This window comes from Streptomyces sp. NPDC005794 (assembly GCF_042871445.1).
Lineage (GTDB): Bacteria > Actinomycetota > Actinomycetes > Streptomycetales > Streptomycetaceae > Streptomyces.
Map to the genome: position 1 here is coordinate 97,234 of NZ_JBIAIN010000009.1, position 23,843 is coordinate 121,076.

At 71.7% G+C, this 23,843-nt stretch carries 22 protein-coding genes; 12 read left to right on the forward strand and 10 right to left on the reverse strand.

The features are described 5' to 3' along the window. Nucleotides 1-66 precede the first annotated feature (66 nt). The 4 genes from ACFYQ5_RS16480 to ACFYQ5_RS16495 all read right to left on the reverse strand — a co-directional run bounded on the left by ACFYQ5_RS16480 (nt 67) and on the right by ACFYQ5_RS16495 (nt 4,994). On the reverse strand, nt 67-897 hold the full coding sequence (locus ACFYQ5_RS16480) for a hypothetical protein (protein WP_389197999.1): 831 nt from the start codon (nt 895-897) through the stop codon (nt 67-69). A gap of 168 nt (nt 898-1,065) precedes the next feature. Then, nucleotides 1,066-2,280, reverse strand: a complete 1,215-nt coding sequence (locus ACFYQ5_RS16485; RefSeq protein WP_389198000.1) for an MFS transporter — start codon at nt 2,278-2,280, stop codon at nt 1,066-1,068. Nucleotides 2,281-2,460: 180 nt separating this feature from the next. Next, nucleotides 2,461-3,648, reverse strand: coding sequence for a Cmx/CmrA family chloramphenicol efflux MFS transporter (locus ACFYQ5_RS16490; protein WP_389198001.1), 1,188 nt, complete (start codon nt 3,646-3,648; stop codon nt 2,461-2,463). A 323-nt stretch (nt 3,649-3,971) separates the two neighbouring features. Further along, the gene (locus ACFYQ5_RS16495; RefSeq protein ID WP_389198002.1) at nt 3,972-4,994 is read right to left on the reverse strand and encodes an endonuclease/exonuclease/phosphatase family protein; all 1,023 of its coding nucleotides are present in this window, start codon (nt 4,992-4,994) and stop codon (nt 3,972-3,974) included. A 419-nt stretch (nt 4,995-5,413) separates the two neighbouring features. On the opposite strand from ACFYQ5_RS16495, the gene panB reads away from it, so the two are divergent. The 3 genes from panB to ACFYQ5_RS16510 all read left to right on the forward strand — a co-directional run bounded on the left by panB (nt 5,414) and on the right by ACFYQ5_RS16510 (nt 8,363). Beyond that, nucleotides 5,414-6,301, forward strand: coding sequence for a 3-methyl-2-oxobutanoate hydroxymethyltransferase (panB, locus tag ACFYQ5_RS16500; RefSeq protein WP_389198003.1), 888 nt, complete (start codon nt 5,414-5,416; stop codon nt 6,299-6,301). A gap of 188 nt (nt 6,302-6,489) precedes the next feature. Further along, the gene (locus ACFYQ5_RS16505) at nt 6,490-7,509 is read left to right on the forward strand and encodes an ATP-binding cassette domain-containing protein (RefSeq protein WP_389198004.1); all 1,020 of its coding nucleotides are present in this window, start codon (nt 6,490-6,492) and stop codon (nt 7,507-7,509) included. After that, on the forward strand, nt 7,506-8,363 hold the full coding sequence (locus ACFYQ5_RS16510) for an ABC transporter permease (RefSeq protein WP_389198005.1): 858 nt from the start codon (nt 7,506-7,508) through the stop codon (nt 8,361-8,363). Before ACFYQ5_RS16505 ends, ACFYQ5_RS16510 begins: the two co-directional genes overlap by 4 nt. A gap of 3 nt (nt 8,364-8,366) precedes the next feature. On the opposite strand, the gene ACFYQ5_RS16515 is transcribed toward ACFYQ5_RS16510, so the two are convergent. Then, nucleotides 8,367-11,702, reverse strand: a complete 3,336-nt coding sequence (locus ACFYQ5_RS16515) for a BTAD domain-containing putative transcriptional regulator (RefSeq protein ID WP_389198006.1) — start codon at nt 11,700-11,702, stop codon at nt 8,367-8,369. A 123-nt stretch (nt 11,703-11,825) separates the two neighbouring features. On the opposite strand from ACFYQ5_RS16515, the gene ACFYQ5_RS16520 reads away from it, so the two are divergent. Further along, nucleotides 11,826-12,638 carry a site-2 protease family protein gene (locus ACFYQ5_RS16520; RefSeq protein ID WP_389198007.1) on the forward strand — a complete coding sequence of 271 codons (813 nt, stop codon included), beginning with the start codon at nt 11,826-11,828 and terminating at the stop codon, nt 12,636-12,638. Nucleotides 12,639-12,651: 13 nt separating this feature from the next. Here the strand turns inward: ACFYQ5_RS16520 and ACFYQ5_RS16525 are convergent, their stop codons facing one another. Together ACFYQ5_RS16525 and npdG are read right to left on the reverse strand one after the other, a co-directional pair. Further along, nucleotides 12,652-12,843 (reverse strand): hypothetical protein, encoded by a 192-nt coding sequence (locus tag ACFYQ5_RS16525; RefSeq protein ID WP_389198008.1) that lies wholly within the window; start codon nt 12,841-12,843, stop codon nt 12,652-12,654. 80 nt (nt 12,844-12,923) lie between these two features. Beyond that, entirely contained in the window at nt 12,924-13,634 is a 711-nt protein-coding gene (gene npdG, locus ACFYQ5_RS16530) for an NADPH-dependent F420 reductase (protein ID WP_389198009.1), read from the reverse strand. A 151-nt stretch (nt 13,635-13,785) separates the two neighbouring features. Here npdG and ACFYQ5_RS16535 point away from each other — a divergent pair, with 151 nt between their 5' ends. Further along, nucleotides 13,786-14,388: a hypothetical protein gene (locus ACFYQ5_RS16535; protein ID WP_389198010.1), complete on the forward strand. Its 603-nt coding sequence runs from the start codon at nt 13,786-13,788 to the stop codon at nt 14,386-14,388. A 53-nt stretch (nt 14,389-14,441) separates the two neighbouring features. Next, nucleotides 14,442-15,731, forward strand: a complete 1,290-nt coding sequence (locus tag ACFYQ5_RS16540) for an MFS transporter (protein WP_389198011.1) — start codon at nt 14,442-14,444, stop codon at nt 15,729-15,731. On the opposite strand, the gene ACFYQ5_RS16545 is transcribed toward ACFYQ5_RS16540, so the two are convergent. Next, the gene (locus ACFYQ5_RS16545; protein ID WP_389198012.1) at nt 15,728-15,964 is read right to left on the reverse strand and encodes a hypothetical protein; all 237 of its coding nucleotides are present in this window, start codon (nt 15,962-15,964) and stop codon (nt 15,728-15,730) included. The two genes, ACFYQ5_RS16540 and ACFYQ5_RS16545, sit on opposite strands and share 4 nt — an antisense overlap. Nucleotides 15,965-16,022: 58 nt before the next feature. Between ACFYQ5_RS16545 and map the strand changes: the two genes are divergently transcribed. Continuing rightward, complete coding sequence (gene map / locus ACFYQ5_RS16550; protein WP_389198013.1) at nt 16,023-16,880, forward strand: type I methionyl aminopeptidase; 858 nt, start codon at nt 16,023-16,025, stop codon at nt 16,878-16,880. 154 nt (nt 16,881-17,034) lie between these two features. Beyond that, nucleotides 17,035-17,700, forward strand: coding sequence for a heme oxygenase (biliverdin-producing) (locus tag ACFYQ5_RS16555; RefSeq protein ID WP_389198014.1), 666 nt, complete (start codon nt 17,035-17,037; stop codon nt 17,698-17,700). Here ACFYQ5_RS16555 and ACFYQ5_RS16560 read toward each other — a convergent pair whose 3' ends face one another. Continuing rightward, nucleotides 17,701-18,372 carry a PhzF family phenazine biosynthesis protein gene (locus ACFYQ5_RS16560; RefSeq protein WP_389198015.1) on the reverse strand — a complete coding sequence of 224 codons (672 nt, stop codon included), beginning with the start codon at nt 18,370-18,372 and terminating at the stop codon, nt 17,701-17,703. 281 nt (nt 18,373-18,653) lie between these two features. Between ACFYQ5_RS16560 and efeO the strand changes: the two genes are divergently transcribed. From efeO to ACFYQ5_RS16580, 4 genes are read left to right on the forward strand one after another with little or no spacing between them, the layout of a single operon-like run. After that, nucleotides 18,654-19,790, forward strand: a complete 1,137-nt coding sequence (gene efeO, locus ACFYQ5_RS16565) for an iron uptake system protein EfeO (RefSeq protein WP_389198016.1) — start codon at nt 18,654-18,656, stop codon at nt 19,788-19,790. 14 nt (nt 19,791-19,804) lie between these two features. Beyond that, entirely contained in the window at nt 19,805-21,112 is a 1,308-nt protein-coding gene (gene efeB, locus ACFYQ5_RS16570; RefSeq protein WP_389198017.1) for an iron uptake transporter deferrochelatase/peroxidase subunit, read from the forward strand. Nucleotides 21,113-21,134: 22 nt separating this feature from the next. Continuing rightward, the gene (efeU, locus tag ACFYQ5_RS16575; protein ID WP_389198018.1) at nt 21,135-22,070 is read left to right on the forward strand and encodes an iron uptake transporter permease EfeU; all 936 of its coding nucleotides are present in this window, start codon (nt 21,135-21,137) and stop codon (nt 22,068-22,070) included. Continuing rightward, nucleotides 21,982-22,989, forward strand: a complete 1,008-nt coding sequence (locus ACFYQ5_RS16580; RefSeq protein WP_389198019.1) for a hypothetical protein — start codon at nt 21,982-21,984, stop codon at nt 22,987-22,989. Before efeU ends, ACFYQ5_RS16580 begins: the two co-directional genes overlap by 89 nt. Before the next feature lie 61 nt (nt 22,990-23,050). Here the strand turns inward: ACFYQ5_RS16580 and ACFYQ5_RS16585 are convergent, their stop codons facing one another. Next, complete coding sequence (locus tag ACFYQ5_RS16585; protein ID WP_389198020.1) at nt 23,051-23,794, reverse strand: bifunctional DNA primase/polymerase; 744 nt, start codon at nt 23,792-23,794, stop codon at nt 23,051-23,053. Between the last annotated feature and the right edge of the window lie 49 nt (nt 23,795-23,843).

Here is a 23,843-nt window from a genome sequence, read left to right on the forward strand (position 1 = left end):
GGGCCCGTCCGCACGCGCACGGCGGACAGGTCCCGGCGCGGCAGCGCGCGGGCCCGCCTGGACGGCTCAGCGAAGCAGCGCACCCCGCAGGGTGATGCCGTGCCGCGTGCGCAGCCGCCGCAGCTCCCACATCGCCACCGCGGTGACGGAGAGGGGGGCTCCCAGGGTGAAGGCCACCCGCACCCCGAACGGCACGGTGTCGTAGGCGCCCCGGAACAGGTCGAAGAGCGTGACCTCCCAGACGAGGAGCGTCGCGAGCAGCGGTGGGACCGTCTCGTGGAGGTCCGCCGTCCGGAAGACGTGCACGAGCGACTGCGCGATGCCGTAGAGAGCGAAGGGGGCCAGCCACAGCAGCCAGGCGCCCAGGGCGAACAGCAGCACCACCCGTCCCGGTGACGCCGTCCAGTCCGTCTCCTCGTTGACGTAGCCCAGCCCTGTGATCAGTCGCGGCGCGGCGAGCGTGACGACCAGCGCGAGCAGCGCCCCGGCGGGCTTGGCGACGCGGCGCAGGAACAGGCGCCGGTTGGGTGGGCGGGCCGCCGCGATGAATGCGGCGACGGCGACCGGGAAGGTCACGCCCAGCACGATGAGGGTGGTGCGGATCTGGGCGAAGCGGTCGTCCATCACTGCGTCGGCGTCCGCTGCCAGCCCGTAGGACAGCAGCATCCATGTGATGGCGGCCATGCCGACGAGCGTCCGTACGACCTGCACCCGCTTCACTGCCGGGTCGTGCACACGGTCCGGCCGGGACGGCGTGAACACCGCGCGGCCCACGGCGAACGGGTTGAAGAGGCGCCCGAAGGTCAGCCGGCGCGTCGGCGGCACGGGCGGTCTGCCCGGTACCGGCGGTTGTCCTCCGTACGGATTCCACGGCGCCCCGCCCCCGTTACCGCTCATTCCCTCGTCCTCACTGTCGCCGCGCCCACACGTCACCAGGAGAATACGCACGCGTCAGCGCGTGAAACCGCCTCGTTCCCTCTGCAGTCGTGCGGGGACCGCACACGGCTCCGGGCCGACGGGGGCGCGGTTTCCCGCGCCCCCGCCGGCCCGGAGCCGTCGTAGCCCCTACAGGGAACGCGCCTCCACCTGCTCGCGCGCCTCGGCGGGGGCGCCGGACGCCACCACCCGCGAGGTGCCGGGGGTCCGGTCCAGCACACCCGCCGTGATCGCCACGGCGAGCCCGGCCACGGCCAGGACCGCGCCGACCAGGGCCGGGGACGTCCAGCCCCAGCCCGCCGCGATGGCGACCCCGCCGAGCCAGGCCCCGCCCGCGTTGGCGAGGTTGAAGGCGGAGTGGTTGGACGCGGACGCGAGCGTGGGCGCGTCCTTCGCCTTGTTCATCACGAGCATCTGCAGCGGCGTGGTGGTCATGAAGCCGACGCCGCCGAGCAGCACCACCATGACCAGCGCGGCCCACTGCACATGCACCGTGAAGGGGAAGACGACGAGGACGACGGCCAGGGCCCCCAGCGAGCCGTAGAGGGTGGGGCGCAGCGCCCGGTCGGTCAGCGGTCCCGCCGCCAGCGCGCCGAGGGTCATGCCGATGCCGAACAGTGCGAGGACAAGGGTCACCGAGGACTCGCCGAAGCCCATCGCCTCGGTCGTCATGGACGAGAGGTAGGAGTAGACGGCGAAGACACCGGCGAAGCCGAGGACCGCGGTGAGCAGGCCGAGGACGACCTGCCGGTTGCCGAGCGCGCTCAGCTCGCGGCGCACGCCCTGGTGTGCCTCGGCGGGGATCTGCGGGACGAGGCGGGCGAGTGACGCCATCGCGACCAGGCCGATCACCGCGACCACCATGAAGGTGGCGCGCCAGCCGAGGTGCTGCCCCAGCAGGGTGGCGGCGGGGACGCCGACGATGTTGGCCACGGTCAGACCGAGGAACATCGTGGCGACGGCGCGAGCCTGACGCCCGTCCGGCACGAGGCGCGCGGCGACGACCGCACCGACCCCGAAGAAGGCCCCGTGCGGGAGCCCGGCCAGGAAGCGGCCGGCCATCAGCCAGCCGAAGTCGGGGGCGAAGGCGGAAGCGAGGTTACCGACGGTGAAGACGGCCATCAGCAGCAGGAGCATCCGCTTGCGCGGGATCCTGGAGCCGAGGCCGGTGAGCAGCGGGGCACCGAGGACGACGCCGATGGCGTACGCCGAGACGAGGTAACCGGCGGTGGGCACGGACGTTCCCAGATCGTCCGCGACGTTGGGCAGCAGCCCCATCATCACGAACTCGGTGGTGCCGATGCCGAAGGCGCTCACAGCGAGAGCGAGCAGGGCCAGGGGCATGGAGAAGACCTTTCGGGCAGGGGCCGCCCGGGACCGTGGAGGGGCCGGGTGACAGCGGAGTGTGTGCGGGAGCGTCGGCTTCTTTGCCGGGACGGATTATGTATCCCGTCGGAACAAAGTCTCTCAGACGTTTTATGCCCGGACGTGAACATGCCGTTGCGGCTGGGTGTGATGTGCACGTCACTCAGTGGGTCCGCCCCGCCCCGGCCGCCGGACGACCCCCGTGGGAGAGGACGCCGACAGCGCCCCCGCCCCCACGAGGGCCAGGCACATCAGCAGGGCGCTCACCCAGACCGGTGCGCGGAAGCCGAAGCCCGCGCCGAGGGCCAGGCCGCCCAGCCAGGGGCCGGCGGCGGCGCCCACGTTGAAGGCGGCCGTGGCGAAGGAGCCCGCCATCGTCGGGGCGTCCGGGGCCAGGCGGAAGACCCGGGTGATCAGCGTCGTGCCCGTACCGAAGGCGAGCGCTCCCTGGAGCAGGACGAGCGCGAGGGCCGCCACCGGGTGGCCGGCGGTCAGGGCCAGTGCGGCCCAGCCGGCGGCCAGCGCGGTCATGCCGAGCCCGATCACGGCGTCCGGGCGGGCGTCGGCCAGGCGTCCGGCCAGCGTGACCCCCGCGAACGAGCCGACGCCGAACAGCGCGAGCACCACGGGCACCCAGCCCGCACCGAAGCCGGTGACCCGGGTGACCAGCGGTTCCAGGTAGGAGAACGTACAGAAGGTCGCCCCCTGTACGAGGGCCATGACCAGCAGCGTCGACAGCAGCCGGGGCCGGGCCAGGGCGCGCAGTTCGCTCCTCGCGCTCACCTGCGGCGCGTCGTCGGGCCGGCCGCCCGGCACGGCCACCAGAAACGCGATCGCCGCCGGTACGGAGACGAGGGCGACGGCCCAGAACGCCGCGCGCCAGCCCCACAGTTCACCGAGCGCCGCCCCCGCCGGAACGCCCACCACACACGCGACGGTGACCCCGCCGACGACCACGGCGGTGGCCCGTGCCCGCTGGTGCGGACCGACCATGGCCAGCGCGGTGACCAGCGCCACCGCCCAGAAACCGGCATTGGCCAGTGCCGCCACGACCCGGGTGGCGAGCAGCACCCCGTAGCTGGAGGTCAAGGCGCCGACGACATGGACGGCGACGAAGACGCCGAGGAAGAACAGCAGCGCCCGGCGCCGGGGCCAGGTGCGGCCGGCCAGAGCGGTGAGCGGCGCACCGACCACCATTCCGATGGCGAAGGCCGAGGTCAGCAGCCCGGCGGCGCCGAGTGAGACGTGCAGGTCACCGGCGATGCCCGAGAGCAGGCCGGACAGCATGAACTCCGAGGTGCCCTGGGCGAAGACCGCCAGCCCGAGCACGTGGACAGCGAATGGCATGAGAAAGGGACCCCTTGTACGGAACCGTCGGAGGGAACGAGCGGTGTGCAGGGGGTGCGGGCCGCGCCCGTCGTCACGCGCGCACGGGGCGCGAGGACGGCTACGCGGTGGAATGCCCGGTGTTCTCACGGGACATGGAAGTCGGCCCGCACCGCCGGGGGAGATCCGGCGGTGGTCGACGGTGTGACGGGGAAAGCCCGGTGACCGCGCGGGTCAGGGGCGTTCGGCGTCGGTGACCGGCCACCGGCGAACCGGCGGCCTGAGTCTGTCGGACTCGGGGCTGGACATGGGTGGGAGCGTACCAACTGCCGCGGTGGCGGCGCTCACCATTGCACGCGGGCCGCGATCGGGAGGTGGTCGCTGTCCGTGGCGGGGAGGGTCCAGGAGGCGAGGGGCTCGAGACCGCGCACCATGATCTGGTCGATCCGCGCCATCGGGAAGGACGCCGGCCAGCTGAAGCCGAAGCCGTCGCCCGCCGCGCCCTGGGTGGAGCGCATCTGGGCGGTGACCGCGTTCAGCGAGCGGTCGTTCATCGTGCCGTTCAGGTCGCCGAGCAGGACCACCCGCCCCAGCGGTTCGTCGGCGATGGCCTCGCCCAGCGCGTCCGCGCTGTCGTCCCGCTGGTTGGCGGTGAAGCCCGCGTGCAGCTTGACCCGTACGGAGGGGAGGTGGGCGACGTACACCTTGACCGGGCCCTCGGGGGTCGTGACCGTGGCGCGCATCGCACGGGTCCAGCCCAGCTTGATGTCGACCGGCTTGGAGTCCGTCACCGGGTACTTGCTCCACAGGCCGACGGTGCCCTGGACCGAGTGGTGCGGGTAGCGGTCGGCGAGCGCGTCCTCGTACGCCGCCACCTGGCCGCCCGGCAGTTCCTGCAGGGCCACGATGTCCGCGCCGGAACCGGCGACCTGCTGGGCCGTGCCGGCCGGGTCGGGATTGCCGGCGTTGACGTTGTGCGTGGCGACGGTGAGGTTGCCGCCGCTGCCCGACTTGTCGGCGAACAGCAGGCCACCGAAGAGGTTGAGCCAGACCGCGACGGGCAGGACGAGGGCGATCAGCGCCGTCGCGGAGCGCCGGACCAGGCCGAGGAGCAGCAGCACCGGAACGAGAAGGCCGAACCAGGGCAGGAACGTCTCGATGAGGCTGCCCGTGTTGCCGATGGCGTTCGGGATGTCCGAGTGGAAGACCATCACGACGGTCAGGAGGACCGAGCAGAGCGCCAGGAGGATGCCCCGCCGCCAGATACCCCGGTCGGAGGTCAGCCTGTGACGAAGGGCCCCGAAACGGGATCCCGTCCGCGGACCCGCGTCGGCGTCCTCGGTGTCCGTCCTGTACGCCTGCACCATTGCGCTCGTCCTCACTGACTTGCCCTGCACATCACCGCGCCACCCGACCCTAGGCGATGGGTGACGCCGTTTTCGCCGCCGACGACGGCCGTACTGCCATCAGGACGAGCGAGGCGGTACGACGGGTTCCGGCCGGGGCTGCCGATGCGAGGCTTGTGACAGAACGATCACACGGGGGTGGTCGTCTGCGCCACAGCTGTGACCTGCGCTTTCGACGCGAGGCCCTGGAGGAGGGCCGGATCATGCGCCCGGCGAGGCCCTCCGGCAGGGGCGCCTCCGGTCGGTGGACGGTGGCCTTGCCGACTTCCGCGGTGCGGGCAGAGCGGGCCCACTTCCCGGGAGCGGTTCCGGGATGCCACCATGGAAGGGATCCGGGGACGCCGTCAGGGCGCCTCGAGATGACGAAGGAGCCGTTGGCCATGTCGCTTCAGGCTGCGCAGAATCAGTCCGCCACACCTCCCGCGGGTCCCACGCCCGGTGCCGGCAAGGCCCTGTACGGAGGCAAGAGCACCCGCCGCATCAGCGTCCACGACATCGCCGCCGCCAGTGAGCGCGGCGAGAAGTGGCCCATGCTCACCGCCTACGACGCGATGACCGCGTCCGTCTTCGACGAGGCCGGTATCCCGGTCATGCTCGTCGGCGACTCCATGGGCAACTGTCACCTCGGCTACGAGACCACCGTGCCCGTCACCATGGACGAGATGGCCATCCTCTCGGCCGCCGTCGTGCGGGGCACCAGGCGTGCCCTCATCGTGGCCGACCTGCCCTTCGGGGCGTACCAGGAGGGCCCGGTCCAGGCCCTGCGCAACGCCACCCGGCTGATCAAGGACGCCGGGGTCGGCGCGGTCAAGCTGGAGGGCGGCGAGCGCTCCCACGAGCAGATCCGGCTCCTGGTCGAGGCCGGGATCCCCGTCATGGGCCACATCGGCCTGACCCCGCAGTCCGTCAACGCCATGGGCTACCGGGTACAGGGCCGTGGAGAGGAAGCCGCCCAGCAGCTGCTGCGCGACGCGAAGGCGGTGCAGGACGCGGGCGCGTTCGCCGTCGTCCTGGAGCTCGTACCGGCCGAACTGGCCGCCGAGGTCACCCGCACCCTGCACATCCCGACCGTCGGCATCGGCGCCGGACCCGACACGGACGCGCAGGTGCTCGTCTACACCGACATGGTCGGACTGACCGGCGGCAGGACGCCGCGCTTCACCAAGCAGTACGCGAACATGCGTCAGGTGCTCACCGACGCCGCCAAGGAGTACGCCGAAGAGGTCGTCGGCGGCACGTTCCCCGCGGCGGAGCACACCTTCCACTGACGCCCGTCCGACCACTGCCGCACCACCGACAGCCCGCCGACTTCCCCCATCGGCGGGCTGTCGCCCTTTCCGGGACGGGTGGAACCGCCCGTCGCCCGCGCCGTCGCCCGCGCTGTCGTTCCGCTGTCGTTCCGGTGTCGGCGACATGTCGGTGACTTGTCGGTGACTTGTCGGTGGGCGCTGGTCTGATGGTGTCCATGACGCGAAACGACAAGAACCTCAGGAGCGGCAGGAACGCCGTCGAGGTACGGGGGCTGGTCAAGCACTACGGCACGACCAAGGCGCTCGACGGTGTGGACCTCGATGTGCGCGAGGGCACCGTCCTCGGCGTACTCGGCCCCAACGGCGCCGGGAAGACCACCCTCGTACGCTGCCTGTCCACCCTGATCGTGCCGGACGCGGGGCATGCCGTCGTCGCCGGCTACGACGTGGTGAAGCAGCCCCGGCAGCTGCGCCGCACCATAGGCCTGACCGGGCAGTACGCCTCGGTGGACGAGAAGCTGTCCGGCTGGGAGAACCTCTACATGATCGGGCGGCTGCTCGACCTGCCCAGGAAGACCGCGCGCTCACGTGCCGACGAGCTGCTGGAGCGCTTCTCGCTCACCGAAGCCGCCAAGAAGGCCGCGATGGAGTACTCCGGCGGCATGCGGCGCCGGCTCGACCTGGCCGCCTCGATGATCGGCAGCCCGTCCGTCCTCTACCTGGACGAGCCGACGACCGGACTCGACCCCCGTACCCGCAACGAGGTCTGGGACGAGGTGCAGCGGATGGTCGCAGAGGGGGCGACCGTGCTGCTCACCACCCAGTACATGGAAGAGGCCGAACAGCTCGCGAGCGAGCTCACCGTGATCGACCGGGGGAAGATCATCGCCCGGGGCGGGGTCGACGAGCTGAAGGCCAAGGTCGGCGGCCGCACCCTGCAGATCCGGCCCTCGGACCCGGGGCAGCTCGCCGACATGGCGCAGGCCGTCAGGGAGGCCGGACTCGACGGGGTCGCCGGCGCGCAGGCCGTCCCCGACGAGGGCCTGCTGTACGTTCCGATCCTCAGCGACGCGCAGTTGACCGCCGTCATCGGGCTGCTCGGAACCCGGGGCTTCCCGCTCGCCCATGTGGCCACGGCGCTGCCCAGCCTGGACGAGGTGTTCCTCGCCATCACCGGCGACAAGGCCACCCCCACCGACACGATCCCGCAGGAGGTCGCGGCATGAGCACGACGACTCTGACGCCCGGCCCCACCGACGCGGCCTCGGCCGTCCCGGCCACGAAGCTCCACGACGAGGGCCGGATCGGACTGCGGAACAACCTGCGCCACATCGGGGCGCTGGTGCGGCGCAATCTGCTCCAGATCAAGAAGGATCCGGAGTCGATGTTCGACGCGCTCCTGATGCCGGTCATCTTCGTGCTGCTGTTCGTGTACGTCTTCGGCGGCTCGGTCGGCAGCAGCATGGGCGGCAACCGGCAGGACTACCTCAACTACCTGATCCCCGGCCTGATGGCGATGATGGGCATGAACATCGCCATGGCGGTCGGATCCGGCGTCAACGACGACTTCCGCAAGGGGGTCATGGACCGGTTCCGCACCATGCCGATCGCCCGCTCCTCGGTGCTCATCGCCAAGATCGTGGTCGAGCTCGGCCGGATGCTGGTCGCCACGCTGATCCTGCTCGCCATGGGCTTCGCGCTCGGCATGGAACTCCAGGGGTCGGTGCTCGGGCTGATCGGGGCGATCGCCCTGGCGGCCGCGTTCGGCGCCGCCATCATGTGGATCTTCATCCTGCTCGGACTGAGCCTGAAGACCCCCCAGGCGGTCCAGGGGATGGGGATGATCGTGATGATGCCGCTCCAGTTCGGCTCCTCCATCTTCGCCCCGACGCAGACGATGCCCGGCTGGCTGCAGACGTTCACCGACTACAATCCGCTGTCCAACCTGGCCGACGCGGCCCGCGGCCTGATGATGAACGGCCCGCTCGGCCACTCGGTCTGGCTGACGCTCGGCTGGACCGTGGTCATCACCGCGGTGACGGCGCCGCTCGCGGTGTCCAAGTTCCGCAAGAAGACCTGACCTCTACGCGTCCAGGTACGCGTGCGCCAGGGTGGTGGCCTCCTCGATCGTGAGGCCACCGCCCTCGGCGTACGCCGCCTCGTACGCCCCGGCGTCCGGCAGGGCGGCGCGGACGGTCCCCTCCGCGCGGGCCAGGTCCCGGCGCTCCGTCGCCGTGGTCACGTATCTCTCCGGGAGCAGCGCCGCGTGGAGGCCGAGCAGCCGCGCCGCGTCCGCGCCGCGCCGCTCCCCACCGGGCCCTGCCAGCGCCCAGGCGACGGCGACCAGGTGGATGGCGGTCATATGGGGCGCCACCATCATCACCATGGTGTCCCGGGACCGCTCCATCGCGCGGACGGCTCGGGGCAGGGCGGTGTCGTAGAGCCCCTCCAGGTTGTCCAGCCAGGCCTGGAAACCCAGGATGAACCCCTCGAAGAACGGCACGTTCTCGGACGCGAACACCTCGCGCAGTATGTCCAGGTGCTCACGCGCCTCAGTGATACGGCCGGTCCTTCCCAGCCAGAGCGCGAGGTACAGCCGGGCCCAGGGCCTGGCCTCGGAGCCCGACCCGCCCCCCTCGGCGAGGACGTCGCGCAGGATACGTTCCCCCTCCTCCCCACGGCCCGTGTCGCAGAGCGCGGAGGCGTATCTGGCGCGCAGCACCGCCACCTGGGCGTGCGCTCCGAGTTGTTCGGCGTAGACGACGCCGGCGTGGAAGTCCTCGGCGGCGGCCTCACTGTCCCCGTTGCGCTCGTTGGCCTCGCCCCTGGAGGCGAGTGCCTCGGCGGCGCCCCAGGCGTCCCCGAGGCGCGTGAAGATGTCCAGGCTCTCGTCGGCGTCACGCCCGGCCTCGCCCGCCCAGTCGGGGCGGTTCGCCAGCGCGTTGGCCCGCATCTGGAGGGCGGTGGCGAGCTCCCACTCCTCACCGAGCTCCCGGCAGGTGCGCACCGTGCCGTCCAGCAGCGCACGGAACTGGTCGTGGTCCCCGGTGAACAGGACGGCGAACATCCACATCGACCCCGGCGTGCGGCAGGTCTGCGGCTGGCCGGGCCGGTAGGTCCGGGCGACCGCCCGCAGGCGTTCCAGGCCGGCGCCCGTGACCCACTCGTCGGTCTCGTGGTCCATGTTGGCCAGCTGGACCAGCCGCACCCCGCGCCGGGCCTCCTGAAGCTGCTCCGGTTCCATCGGCGGCGGACGGTCGGTGCAGCGTTCGGCCAGCGAGGGGGCGGGCTCGACGGGTCCGGCGAACGGATCGGGGCCGAGAGCCGCGACCGCGTCGGACCAGAAGCGCGCCTCGCTCCGCAGATCACGCATCTGCCAGTACCAGAAGAGACAGTGCACGAGGCAGAGCGCCTCGTGCTCGTCCTGCGCGGCGACCGCACGCCGCAGCGCGGTGCGCACGTTCTCGTACTCACGGCGGAACAGCGCGAGCGCGGCCCGCTGTCCCGCGCCGCGGAGTCGGGGGTCGGTCGCGCGGGCGAGCTCCCGGTAGTGGACGAGGTGGTGGCGTTCGGCGGCAGCCCGCTCCCCCGACGCGGCGAGGCGTTCCGCGGCGTATTCGCCGACGGTCTCCAGGAGCCGGTAGCGCATGTCGCCGTCGTCGCCGGGGGCGGCCACGACCAGGGATTTGTCGACCAGGGAGCCGAGGAGGGACGCCACGTCGCGGGCGTCGGTGTCGCCGGGATCCGCTCCGGGCAGGGAACAGACTTCCTCCGCCGCGGTGATGTCGCAGCCCCCGGCGAACACGGACAGCCGTCGCAGTACGGCGCGTTCGCCGTCGTCGAGGAGGTCCCACGACCAGTCGACGACCGCGCGCAGGGTCTGCTGGCGCGGCAGTACGGTGCGGCTGCCGCTGGTCAGCAGGCGGAAGCGGTCGTCGAGCCGGTCGGCGATCTGGCGCGGGCCGAGCATCCGCAGCCGGGCGGCGGCCAGTTCGACGGCGAGCGGGAGCCCGTCGAGACGGTGGCAGATCTCGGCGCAGGCCGCCGCCGTCTCCGGGTCGGCGTCGACCCGGAAGCCGGGCCTGGCGGCAGCACCGCGGTCGGCGAGCAGGCGCAGCGCCATGGGGTCGGGCAACGGGCCTACGGGGCGCACCAGTTCGCCGGGGACACCGAGGGGCTCGCGGCTGGTCGCCAGGACGGTGAGGCCGGGGCAGCGGGCGAGGAGGTGGTCGGCGAGCCGGGCCGCCGCCCCGATCACATGCTCGCAGTTGTCGAGCAGCAGGAGCATCTTCCGCTGGGAGCAGTGCTCGGTGAGGTGGGCGATCGCGCTCCCCGCCCCCGTCCCCGAACTCCGCTCGACGGCGCGCAGGCTTTCGGCGCCGGCACCCCGCAGCACGGTCTCCCGGGCACCGAGCGCGCTGAGTACGGCCTCGGGGACCGCCTCCGGGTCGTCGACCGGGGCGAGTTCCACCAGCCACACGCCGTCCGGCCAGGAGGCGGCGGCCGTCTCGGCGGCTTCCTGGGACAGTCTGGTCTTTCCCGCGCCGCCGGGGCCCAGGAGGGTGACCAGCCGGGCCCGGGTCAGGTCCTGGCGCAGGTCCGCCATGTCCGTCTCACGTCCTACGAAGCTCGTGAGCCTGGTCCGCAGATTGCCCGGCCGGGCGGGCAGGGCGGCGGGAGCGGGGGCCGGGGCGGGCGGGTCCTGGCGCAACAGCCCTTCGTACAGGGCCCGCAGTGCGGGGCCCGGGTCGGTGCCGAGCCGGTCGGCGAGCAGGGCACGCACCTCGTCGTACGCCGCGAGCGCCTGGGCGGTGCGTCCGGCGTCCCGCAACGCCCTGATCCGGAGGGCCTGCAGAGGTTCGTCCAGGGGGTGGTCGGCGCAGAGCCCGGCCAGTTCGGGCAGGGCGTCGTCGGCACGGCCCTGCGCGAGGACGGCCTCGGCCCGGGTGCGGCGGACGTCCAGGCGCCTGGCCTCCCAGCGGGCCGCCGCCACGGCGCGGTCCGGCAGATCGGCGAGGGCGGGTCCGCGCCACAGGGCGAGCGCGTCGTCGAGGAGGGTGGCGGCCTTCGCCGCGTCACCTTCCCGCAGCGCCCGGGCCCCCTCCCCGGCGAGCCGCTCGAAGCGGTGCAGGTCCACGGCGTCCGGGTCGGCGGCGAGGCGGTAGCCGTTCCCCGCCGATGCGACCGCGTCCCGGCCCAGCGCGCGTCTGAGCCGGCCCACCAGTGCCTGCAGGGCGCCCGGGGCGTCGGCGGGCGGGTCGCCGTCCCACACCTCGTCGACGAGCACCCCGACCGGGACCGTACGCCCCGGGCTCAGCGCGAGCACGGTGAGCACGGCGCGCAGCCGGGCCCCGCCGAGGGTCACGGGCGTGCCGTCGACGCGGAGGGCGCGGGTGGTACCGAGGAGGCCGTAGTACACGGGCCCATTGTCCGTGACGGCACCGCCCTCCGGGGAACTGCCACCAGCCGGTGAGGCGTTCTCGCCGTGGCACCCGTACTGTCGGGGGCTCCAGCCGCCGTCCAGCCCCCAGGAGTACAGCCGATGACCACCGCGTTCCGCCGACCCAGCGACCGGCGGGTCAGCCCGATCTTCGTCGGGATCGCCGCCGCCATGGCCGTCTCGGGCTGGGCGGTGTGGACGGATTTCGCGGAGCAGACCGGTTTCGCGATCTTCCTCTTCGTCACCACGGCCTGGATCGTGTCGCTCTGCCTCCACGAGTACGCCCACGCGCGGACCGCGCTGCACAGCGGCGACATCTCGATCGGGGCGAAGGGCTATCTGACGCTCAATCCGCTCAAGTACACCCATGCCCTGCTGAGCATCGTGCTGCCCGTGCTGTTCGTGATCATGGGCGGCATCGGTCTGCCGGGCGGGGCGGTCTACATCGAGCGGGGCCGGATCAACGGGCGCTGGAAGCACAGCCTGATCTCGGCGGCCGGCCCCCTGACCAACGTGCTGTTCGCCGTCGTCTGTACGGCGCCGTTCTGGCTGGGCGCCCTGGACGGCGTTCCGGTGTCCTTCCGGATCGCGTTGGCCTTCCTGGCGCTGCTCCAGGTGACGGCGGCGATCCTGAACTTCCTGCCGGTCCCGGGGCTCGACGGCTACGGCGTGATCGAGCCGTGGCTCTCGTACAAGATCCGGCGTCAGGTGGAGCCGTTCGCGCCCTTCGGGCTGATCGCGGTCTTCGCGCTCCTGTGGATCCCCGAGCTCAACGGGGTCTTCTTCGACGCGGTGGACGCCCTGCTGCGGGGCCTGGGCGTCAGCGAGGTCGAGACGTACTGCGGGCTCGACACCTACCGCTTCTGGCAGGAGTGGTTCGGCGACCAGGACCCGGGCTGCGCGATGATCCGCTGAGTGCGGTGATCCGTCAGCGCGCGGCGGCTTCGGCGCGGGACTCCATCTTGTGCTTGCGCAGGTAGAACCACGCCATGTTCGAGGAGAGACCGGCCAGCAGCACCCAGACGACGCCCGGCAGGACGCTGCCCTGGACGAAGGACACCACGGCCGCGACGACGGCGAGGGCGCAGACGATGCTGGCGTAGAGAGCGAGGCGGGGCATGAGGGCTGGTGCTCCTGTCCGGGAATGGTGCGCGGTCCCGTCCAGTGTCCCTCATGCCCGATTCGGCTCCGGTCACGGGCTCACACGTCGGTGGTGCGCAGCCCCGCGTGTGCCTTGTAACGGCGGTTGACGGAGATCAGGTTCGCCACCAGCGACTCGACCTGGTGCGCGTTGCGCAGCCGGCCGGCGAAGACGCCGCGCATCCCGGGGATCCGGCTCGCGAGTGCCTGCACGGTGTCGGTGTCGGCGCGTGCCTCGCCCAGCACCAGCACATCGGTGTCGATCTCCTCGATCGTCTCGTCCTGGAGCAGCACCGCCGAGAGGTGGTGGAAGGCGGCGGTGACCCGGGAGTCGGGAAGCAGGGCGGCGGCCTGCTCGGCGGCGCTGCCCTCCTCGGGCTTCAGGGCGTAGGCGCCCTTCTTGTCGAAGCCGAGCGGGTTGACGCAGTCGACGACGAGCTTTCCGGCGAGCTCCTCGCGCAGTGACTCGAGCGTCTTGGCGTGGCCGTCCCACGGCACGGCGACGATCACGACGTCGCTGCGGCGCGCGCACTCCGCGTTGTCCGCGCCCTCGACGCCGTGGCCCAGCTCCGCGGCGGCGGCCTCGGCGCGGTCGGCGGCGCGCGAGCCGATGACGACCTTCTGTCCGGCGCGGGCGAAGCGGTAGGCGAGGCCCCGGCCCTGGGGGCCGGTTCCGCCGAGTACGCCCACGGTCAGGCCGGAGACGTCGGGGAGGTCCCAGGGGTCCTTGGCGGGGGGCTTGGGGGCGCTTCCACTGTCGTTCGTAGTCATGGCGCCGACCCTACTGCCAGGTAGGGAGGGTGAACCCGCTCCTCGTCCGCTCTGCGACGTGCGTCACGGGCGGCGGGGGGAACGTTCCCGTTCGGGTGGATTACCGCGATCGGGCAGTCACGGGGCCGGGGCAGCGGCAGGATGCGGGGCCATGGATGCCGTACGTGTCGCCCTGCTGCGTGAAGTGCTCGCCGGAACGGAGTGGCCCGCGGCGGCCCGCGGCTTCGCCCGGACCCTGCGGGCCGCCGTCGTCCCGCAGGGCGGGGGGCTGCTGCTGGTGGGGACCGAGGTCTACGAGCCGTGGCACCTGGCCGCGCACCTGGTGGACGAGTCCACGTGGTCGGGTCTGCCGCAGCTGCGGCCCACCCTCGTACGCCACCGGGTGGAGCCGGACGACCCGGTGCAGCTGGCCGTCGGCCTGAGCCGGATCGAGGCGGCCGGGCGAGGCGAGACGCTGCTCGTGGTGGCGCCCGAGCGGCCCGACGGCGGCCTGCTGGAACGGGTGCACGACGCGCGCCGCGCGGGGGCGACGGTGCTCGCACTGGACGGCGGCGACCCGGAGGTGCGGGGCCTCGCCCATGAGGCGCTCACCGTCTCCGGCGATGCCGAGGTCGACCTGGACACGGTCCAGCACCTGGTGAGCGCCGCAGCGGGAGAGAACGGCTCCCCGTCACCCCGGGGCCGCCGCACGTTCCGCGACCGCCTCTCCCGCCTGGCCGACCAGCTGACGGCCCCGCCCCCGGCCCGCTGGTGACGGCCCCGGCCCGTGGGGGAAATCGGTTGCCGGGAGGGCAGGGGCGGCCGAACATGCCCACCGTGACCTCTCGTCTGCTGCCCGACCTCACGCCCTGGCGTTCCTCCGCCGACTTCCGGCTGCTGTGGGTCCAGGGGCTGATCACCTACTTCGGCAGCTTCATGGCCCTGATCGCCCTGCCGCTGCAGATCAAGGACCTCACCGGGTCGCCGCTCGCGGTCGGGGCCATGGGGGCGGTGGAGCTCGTCCCGCTCATCGTCTTCGGCCTGTACGGAGGGGCGCTGGCCGACTCCGCCGACCGCCGCAAGGTCATCCTGGGCACCGAGGCCGGCCTCGGTGTGCTCGCCGTCGTCCTGCTGGTGAACGCGACAGCGCCCGAGCCGGCGCTCTGGCCCCTCTACCTGGTGGCCGCCGGGGTCTCCGCACTGGCGGGACTGCAACGGCCCGCGCTGGACTCGCTGATGGCCCGGATCGTGCCGCACGACCAGCTCACTGCGGCGGCAGCGCTGAACTCACTGCGCTGGCAGGTGGGCGCGATCGCGGGCCCGGCGCTGGCGGGGCTCGTCGTGGCCTATGCCGGGCACGCCACCGCGTACGGCGTCACCGTCGTCACGTTCGCCGTCTCCGTCCTGCTGTGCCTGCGGCTGTCCGCGGCCCCGCCCGCACACGACGCGCGGAAACCGTCGCTCCGGGGGATCGCGGAGGGCGCGCGCTACGCCTGGAGCCGCCCCGTGCTGCTGGGGACGTACGCGATCGACCTGGCGGCGATGCTCTTCGCCTTCCCGAACACGATCTTCCCGTTCCTGGCGGAGGAGCTCGACGCGGAGTGGTCGCTGGGCCTGATGTACGCGGCGGGGTCGGTGGGCTCGCTGTTGCTCGGGCTGACCAGCGGATGGACCTCACGGGTGCGCCGGCACGGGCTGTTCGTCGTGGGCGGCGCGGCGGTGTGGGGCCTGGCCATCGCGGCGGCCGGGTGGTTCGGGAACGTCTGGCTGGTGCTCTGCTGCCTGGGGGTCGCCGGCGCGGGCGACATGCTGAGCGGGCTCGGGCGCTCCACGATCTGGAACCAGACGATCCCCGACGAGCTGCGGGGCAGGCTGGCGGGGATCGAGGTCCTCTCGTACAGCGTCGGTCCTCAGCTCGGCCAGGTCAGAGCGGGCGCGATGGCAGGCTGGACGGGCACCCGGACCGCGATCTGGACGGGCGGGGTGGCGTGCGTCGCTTCGGTCGCGCTGCTGGCCGCGGCACTTCCGAAGCTCCTCACGTACGACTCCGAGACGGACGAGGACGCCGCACGACGGCGCGCCGCGAGCGCCGGCCCGGAAGAGGCGCCTCGGGTCTAGTCCGGCGTCTCGTCCGTCGGCCGTTCCGAGCCGTCGTGCCACTTCGGGTCGTTCTCCCACTCGAGGTTCCGCTCGCGCGCCGTGTCCATCGCGTGCTGTGCCTCTCCCGGGGTGGCGTACGGGCCGAAGCGGTCCTTCCCGGGGCACTCGGGGCCCTCCTCGACCTTCTTGTGCTGCAGGCAGTAGTACCACTCGCCCGGTTTGCCCACCGTGCGCTTCTTGAACAGAGCCATCGCGGAATCCTTTCCTCGTTGCCATGGTGCCCCGAGCACGCTGGTTAGACTCGCTGGCATGTCTGGCCAGTCGCTTCTCGCACCAGGGGAGATCACTCCCGTCCGTTCCGTTCCCGGAAAGATCCGGCGCCCCGAGTACGTGGGGAAGCCCGCCCCCGCTCCGTACACCGGGCCGGAGATCCAGGACTCCGACACCGTGGAGCGCATGCGGATCGCGGGCCGTATCGCGGCGCAGGCGATGGAGGAGGCCGCCAAGCACATCGCCCCGGGGGTCACCACCGACGAACTCGACCGGGTCGCCCATGAGTTCATGGTGGACCACGGGGCCTACCCGTCGACGCTCGGCTACCGGGGCTTCCCGAAGTCGCTGTGCACCTCGCTCAACGAGGTCATCTGCCACGGCATCCCCGACTCCACCGTGCTGCGGGACGGCGACATCGTGAACCTCGACGTCACCGCGTACATCGACGGTGTGCACGGGGACAACAACGCCACCTACCTCTGCGGTGACGTCGACGAGGAGTCGCGGCTCCTCGTGGAGCGCACCCGGGAGTCACTGAACCGCGCCATCAAGGCGGTGCGGCCCGGACGGCAGATCAATGTGATCGGCCGTGTCATCGAGTCGTACGCGAAGCGGTTCGGCTACGGGGTGGTACGGGACTTCACCGGGCACGGGATCAATTCCTCGTTCCACTCCGGCCTGATCATCCCGCACTACGACAGCCCGCACGCGACGACCGTGATGCAGCCCGGAATGACGTTCACCATCGAACCGATGCTGACGCTCGGGACCCATGACTACGACACGTGGGACGACGGCTGGACCGTGGTGACGAAGGACCGGAAGCGGACCGCGCAGTTCGAGCACACACTGGTGGTGACCGAGACCGGGGCGGAGATCCTGACGCTTCCGTGAGCGCCGGTTTACCGACACGAGGTCGGGAAGCTGTTGACTTAGGTATGCCTAAGCAGGAGGATCGGCCTATCGGTGCGTAGTCACGCGTACGACCGGCACCGATACGCACCTTCCTGTCCGGACTTCCCGTCCCCTCGGTCCCCGGAGGCCCGCCTTGGACTCGACCGTCACCACCCCGCCCTTCTCGACTCTCATCCGCACCGCTTCGCACGAGCAGCACACGGAGGCCGAGTCCTCGACCTTCATGGGCGACATGCTCGGCGGACGGCTCGGGGTGGACGCGTACGCGCGCTACACCGAGCAGCTGTGGTTCGTCTACCGGGCGCTGGAGGACGGCGCGCAGGCCCTGAGCGAGGACCCGGTCACCGGGCCCTTCATCCAGCCGGAGCTGATGCGCACGGCCGAGCTGGAGCGCGACCTCGCCCATCTGCGGGGCGAGGGCTGGCGCGACGGGCTGGAGCCGCTGCCCGCCACCGCCGCGTACGCCGCGCGGGTCGCCGAGTGCGCCCGGGAGTGGCCCGCCGGATACATAGCGCACCACTACACCCGCTACCTCGGCGACCTCTCGGGCGGCCAGATCATCCGCGGCACCGCCGAGAAGACCTGGGGCTTCGAGCGCAAGGGCGACGGGGTGCGCTTCTACGTGTTCGAGCAGATCCCCAACCCGGCCGCCTTCAAGCGGGAGTACCGGGAGCTGCTGGACGCGGTGAACGCCGACGACCTGGAGAAGCAGCGGATCATCGACGAGTGCAAGCGCGCCTTCGCGCTGAACACCGCCGTCTTCCGCGAGCTGGGCGAGGTCTTCCCGCTCAGCGCGTGATCACGAGGCGACCACCAGGAGGACGCGGCCCCCGATCTCGATCGTGCCGTCCGGCGCGGGCGCGGTGAGGATCTGGGAGCCGCGCCCTTGTGTGATGTTGAGGGCCCTGCCGAGCTCGGCGCTCAGCAGCATGGCCGCCGCGCCGGTCGCCTCGTCCTCCTCCACGCCGTCGTCGCGCCGCGGGAAGGCACGCGCCCGTACACGGCCGGCGGCCTCGTCCTCCCAGGCCCAGACGTAGAGCCAGCCCTCGCCGGGCGGCGGCCCCGTCAGCGCCTCGACCTCCGCGACCGACGCGTAACGTTCCAGCCTCCTCGGCGGCACCCATTCCGAGCGGGCCGTGATCCAGGTGAACTCGCCGTCCTGACGGGCGAACACGTCCCCCACGGTCAGCTCCAGGATCTCCAGGTCGAGCAGCCAGGCCGCGCCGACGAGCGGATGCCCGGCGAACGGCAGCCGCAGACCGGGCGTACGGATGTCGACGGTCCCGCGCTCCGGGTCGTCCACGAACACCGTCTCGCTGAAGCCGAGCTTCCGTGCGAGCACCTGCCGTGACTCGTTGTCGGGATACCTGCGCCCGTCGCGCACGACGCCGAGCGGATTGCCGTGGCGGCCGTCCGGGCCGCAGAACACACGCAGTACGTCGATGCCTTCGGGTACCTCGAAGTCGTTCACATGCGCATTCAAGCACCGCGCGGGACGCCCTGGCGTCACGGGGCCGCCCCTCGGGCCGGAGTGCCGCTCGCCGTTCCGAAAAGGCTTGCTTGACCCGCTTTTGACCCTCCCGTGGGTTCCCCATGAGGGCTCCGTGACCGGAGCGTTTCCGGCAGCGTCGACTGAGATGCGAATCACGGTCGCCACGGGTACAGGCGAGGTAAGGCACGGTTAAGTTAGGGCCGCCTCACCTGCTATTCGTCCGCACCATCACCCGCTCTTTCCCCCTTGTGGAGCCCCGCATGCGAGCCCTTCGTTCCTCCGTCGTCACCGCTGTCGCCACGGTGGCCGCCCTGACCGCCGTCACGGGCTGCGCCGAGAAGAGCGACGGCAAGGGAGAGGGGGCCGTCCAGGTGGTGGCCAAGGACGACTCCTGCACCGTGTCGTCGACGAAGATCCCGGCCGGCCACGTCGAACTCGCCGTGGAGAACAAGGGATCCAAGGTCACCGAGGTCTACGTCCTCTTCCCTGACGACCGGATCGTCACCGAGCGCGAGAACATCGGCCCGGGCACCAAGGCGAAGATCACGGCCGAGATCAAGGCCGGCACGTACGAGATCGCCTGCAAGCCCGGCATGAAGGGCAAGGGCATCCGGCAGACGGTCGAGGTCACCGGAGGGAAGGCCGCCGCGCGCAGCCCGGAGATGGACAAGGCCGTCGGCGGCTACCGCGCGTATGTGCAGGCGCAGGCCGACGAGACGCTGCCCAAGGTGAAGGTCTTCACGGACGCGGTCGCCGCGGGCGACATCGAGGCGGCGAAGAAGGCGTACGCGGGCTCCCGGATCGGCTGGGAGCGAACCGAGCCGGTCGCCGAGTCCTTCGGTGACATCGACCCGAAGGTGGACGTCCGCGAGGACGGCCTGGAGGACGGCCAGAAGTGGACCGGCTGGCACCGCCTGGAGAAGGCGCTGTGGCAGGACAAGAAGCTGGGCGCCGAGGAGAAGGCGCTCGCGCCCACCCTCTACACGGACCTGCTGGACTGGCAGAAGCGGGTCGGCAGGGCCGACATCACCCCGACCTCGATGGCCAACGGCGCCAAGGAGCTCCTCGACGAGGTCGCCACCGGCAAGGTCACCGGCGAGGAGGAGCGCTACAGCCACACCGACCTCGTCGACTTCAAGGCGAACGTCGAGGGCGCGGAGCAGTCCTACGAGCTCCTCAAGCCGATCGCGTCGAAGAACGACGCGGCGCTGACCGCCTCCCTGGACAAGCAGTTCGCGGCGCTGAACACCCTGCTGGACACCTACCGCGCGGACAAGGCCTCCTACGACTTCACCTCGTACGACAAGGTCGGCAAGGCGGACCGCAAGGAGCTCTCCGACGCGGTCAACGCGCTCGCGGAGCCGCTGTCCAAGCTCGCCGCCGCGGTCACGAAGTGAGCGGGAGCCGGAGCATGACCGGGACCGGGGGCGACGGCGCCCACGCCGATGACGCAGACGACGCGAGCAACGCGGTCGACGGGGACGAGCGCGCCGTCGCGCCGTCGCGCCGCGCTCTGCTCGGCTGGGGCGGTGCCGGGCTGGCGCTCGGCGCCGCGGCGGCGGGCGGCGCGGTCGCCGCGGTGCGCTCCGGCGGAAGTGCGGAGCCGGCCTCGGACGACGGCGCGGCGGTGCCCTTCCACGGGGCTCACCAGGCGGGTATCGCCACTGCCGTTCAGGACAGGCTGCACTTCGCCTCGTTCGACGTGACGACGAAGGACCGGGCCGAGCTGATCGCCCTCCTCAGGGAATGGACCCGGGCCGCCGAGCGGATGACTGCCGGGCGGCCCGTGGGCGAGGGAGCGTACGGAGGGCCCGCGGAGGCCCCGCCGGACGACACGGGCGAGGCGCTGGGACTCAGGCCCTCCCGGCTGACGCTCACGCTCGGCTTCGGCCCGTCCCTGTTCGCCAGGGGCCGCTTCGGCCTCGAGGGACGGCGGCCCGAAGCACTGGTGGATCTGCCGAAGTTCCCCGGCGACAACCTGGACACCGCCCGCAGCGGCGGGGACCTGTGCGTCCAGGCGTGCGCGGACGACCCGCAGGTCGCCGTGCACGCCATCCGGAACCTTGCCAGGATCGGAATGGGGCGCACCGCCGTCCGCTGGTCGCAGCTGGGGTTCGGCAAGACGTCCTCGACGACGCCCAGCGCACAGACCCCGCGCAACATGATGGGGTTCAAGGACGGCACCCGGAACATCTCCGGCACGGACGACGCCGCGCTGAAGAAGCACGTGTGGGCGGGCGGGACGGACGACGCCGGGTGGATGGCCGGGGGTTCGTACCTGGTGGCCCGGCGCATCCGCATGCACATCGAGACGTGGGACCGGGCTCCGCTGCAGGAGCAGGAGGACGTCTTCGGCCGCGACAAGGGCGAGGGCGCTCCCGTCGGCAAGGCCAAGGAGCGCGACGAGCCGTTCCTGAAGGCGATGCTGCCGACCGCGCACGTGCGCCTGGCGCACCCGGACACCAACGCCGGGGCGACGATCCTGCGCCGCGGCTACTCCTTCACCGACGGTACGGACGGTCTGGGCAGGCTCGACGCGGGGCTGTTCTTCCTGGCCTACCAGCGGGACGTCCGCACGGGCTTCATTCCGGTGCAGCGCAGCCTCGCGGCCTCCGACGCGCTCAACGAGTACATCCAGCACGTGGGTTCGGCTGTCTTCGCCGTTCCGCCGGGCGTCCGCGACACGGACGACTGGTGGGGGCGGGCACTGTTCTCATGACCGACACCGTGGAGGGACCGGCATGTTCGGCAACTATCTGATCGGCCTGCGTGAGGGGCTCGAGGCCGGTCTGGTCGTCTGCATCCTCATCGCCTACCTGGTCAAGACCGGCCGGCGTGACGCGCTGCGCCCGGTGTGGATCGGCATCGCCATCGCCTGCACGATCTCGCTCACCTTCGGCGCCGCGCTCGAATTCGGCTCCCAGGAGCTGACCTTCGAGGCACAGGAGATGCTCGGGGGGTCGCTGTCGATCATCGCCGTCGGGCTCGTGACGTGGATGGTGTTCTGGATGCGGCGTACCGCGCGGCATCTGAGGAAGGAACTGCACGGCAGGCTCGACACGGCACTCGCGATGGGCACCGGCGCGCTGGTGGCCACCGCCTTCCTGGCAGTGGGCCGAGAGGGCCTGGAGACCGCGCTGTTCGTGTGGGCGTCGGTGCGGGCGAGCGGCGAGGGTTCCTCGTCGCCGCTGATCGGGGTGCTGCTGGGCATCGTGACCGCGATCGTGCTGAGCTGGCTGTTCTACCGGGGCGCGCTGAGGATCAACCTCTCGAAATTCTTCACATGGACGGGCGGCATGCTCGTGGTGGTGGCGGCGGGTGTGCTCGCCTACGGCGTGCACGACCTGCAGGAGGCCCGCTTCCTCGGCGGCCTGCAGAACAAGGCGTTCGACATCACGACCACGATCCCTCCGGACAGCTGGTACGGAACCCTGCTCAAGGGCGTCTTCAACTTCCAGGCCGATCCGACCGTTCTTCAGGTCACGGTGTGGGCGCTGTATCTCATCCCCACGCTCGTGCTGTTCCTCGCCCCGGTAGGGTTCAGGCGGTCAGTGCGGACGACGGATCAGAAGGCGCAGAAGGCAACGGATGACAAGGCTGGGGCGACTGACAGCGGGACTCGCGACGGCGACGGTTCTGAGCGTGACGGCGAGCGGCTGCGTAACGGTGCACGGTGAACTGGAAGTCGTGCCGGGAGCGACGGAGTCGGAGGCCGCGAAGGCCCTGGAGGACTTCACCGTCGCGTACAACAAGGCGGACAAGTCATACGATCCCGCGCTCGACGCGGACCAGGTGACCGGTTCGCTCGGCGCGATCAACCAGGCCGGTCTGGCCGCGCGGCAGAAGAACAGCCCGGAGGGCAACGCGCGGCACACACCTCTGGAGCTGACCGACGCCTCGTACGCCATCCCCAAGAAGGCGGGGTGGCCACGGTGGTTCGTGGCGGACACCGACTCCAACCGCGACCAGGACGGCGGGAAGCTGGACACCCGCTGGCTGCTGGGGTTCGTCCGCACCGGGCCGGACGCGCCGTGGAAGGCCTCCTATCTGGCGGTCGCCTCGCCGTCCGGGATACCGAAGTTCCGCAAGGACGCCGAGGGCTGGGCCCAGCCGGTGCCCTCCGCGGACACGGACGCCGCGCTGGTCACCCCGCCGGCGGACCTGAGCACCACGTACACGGACTACCTCAAGGACGGCGCGCCGGACGTGTTCGCTCCGGGCTCGATGACCTCGGGCTGGCGCGAGGCGCGGAAGACCACCCGCAGGGCGGGCTTCTCCTACCAGTACGTCGACCAGCCGCTGGGTTCAGGGACGTTCGCACCGCTGGGTCTGACGACGGAGGACGGCGGGGCGCTGGTCTTCTTCAGCAGCAAGCACTTCGAGCGGCAGACAGCGGCGCGGGGACTGCGGCCGACGGTCACGGCGGACGTGCGGGCGCTGCTGACCGGCGAGGTGAAGAGCACCCTCACCAAGGAACGGGTCTCCAGCCAGCTGGTCTACGTGCCCAAGAAGGGCGCGGAGGACGCCGGGGGTGCGGCCGGCAAGGTACGCGTACTCAACCGGCTGCCCGGTCTGGTCGCGGCGCAGGGCTCCTGACCCGCCGTCGGCTGCAGGGCCCTACGGGTCTCCCGGCGGGCCCTGCAACCCGTGATCGCCCTCAGCGGCTGAGCGGCCAGGCCACCGCATCGTGGTCGAGGTCGCTCGCGTCGGCCGTGTCCGCGTACTGCGCGCAGGCGTCGGTGAGCGTCTCGAGCAGGGTCAGCGGATCGGGCAAAGGGTTCTCCGGGCCGCGGATCCAGTGCACGTCCAGTTCACCGGGGAGCCGTGCGGGCGGCAGGAGGACATAGCTGCCACGGCAGTGCCAGCGGAGCCCGGGGTGCTCGTCCATGGTCTCGGGGTGGCAGTCCAGCTCGCAGGGCCACCACTCGTCCTCGTCGTCGGGGGTGCCACGGGTGGCGGCGAAGAAGAGCATCCGGTCGCTGCCGGACTGGGCCACGGGGCCGACGTCGACGCCCGCATCGGTGAGCCGCTCCAGGGCGGCGAGCCCCGCGGAGAGGGGGACGTCGAGGACGTCGTGGATCATGCCCGTCGCGGTGATGAAGTTGGCCAGCGGCTGGTTGGCCGCCCAGCGCTCGATCTGCGCGCGGTCCGTCGTGGACTGCGTCTGCCAGGCGAACGAGATGGGGTGCCGCGCGGGGGTCGGACAGCCGATGCGTTCGCACGAACACCGGTATCCCGACGGGTGCGCTGCGGGTGAGATGGGCATTCCTGCCTCGGCGACGGCCAGGAGCAGCGCCAGCCGCGCCGCGTCGTCGGCTTCCGGCTGTGGTTTCGGCCGCCTGCGCAGCCACTGGGAAATCCTGCCCTCTGTGCCGCGACAGCGGCCGGAATCGGCGCCCATCTATCCCCTCACCTCAGCGGTTACCTCTCCATGGTCGCACCATCCTGCT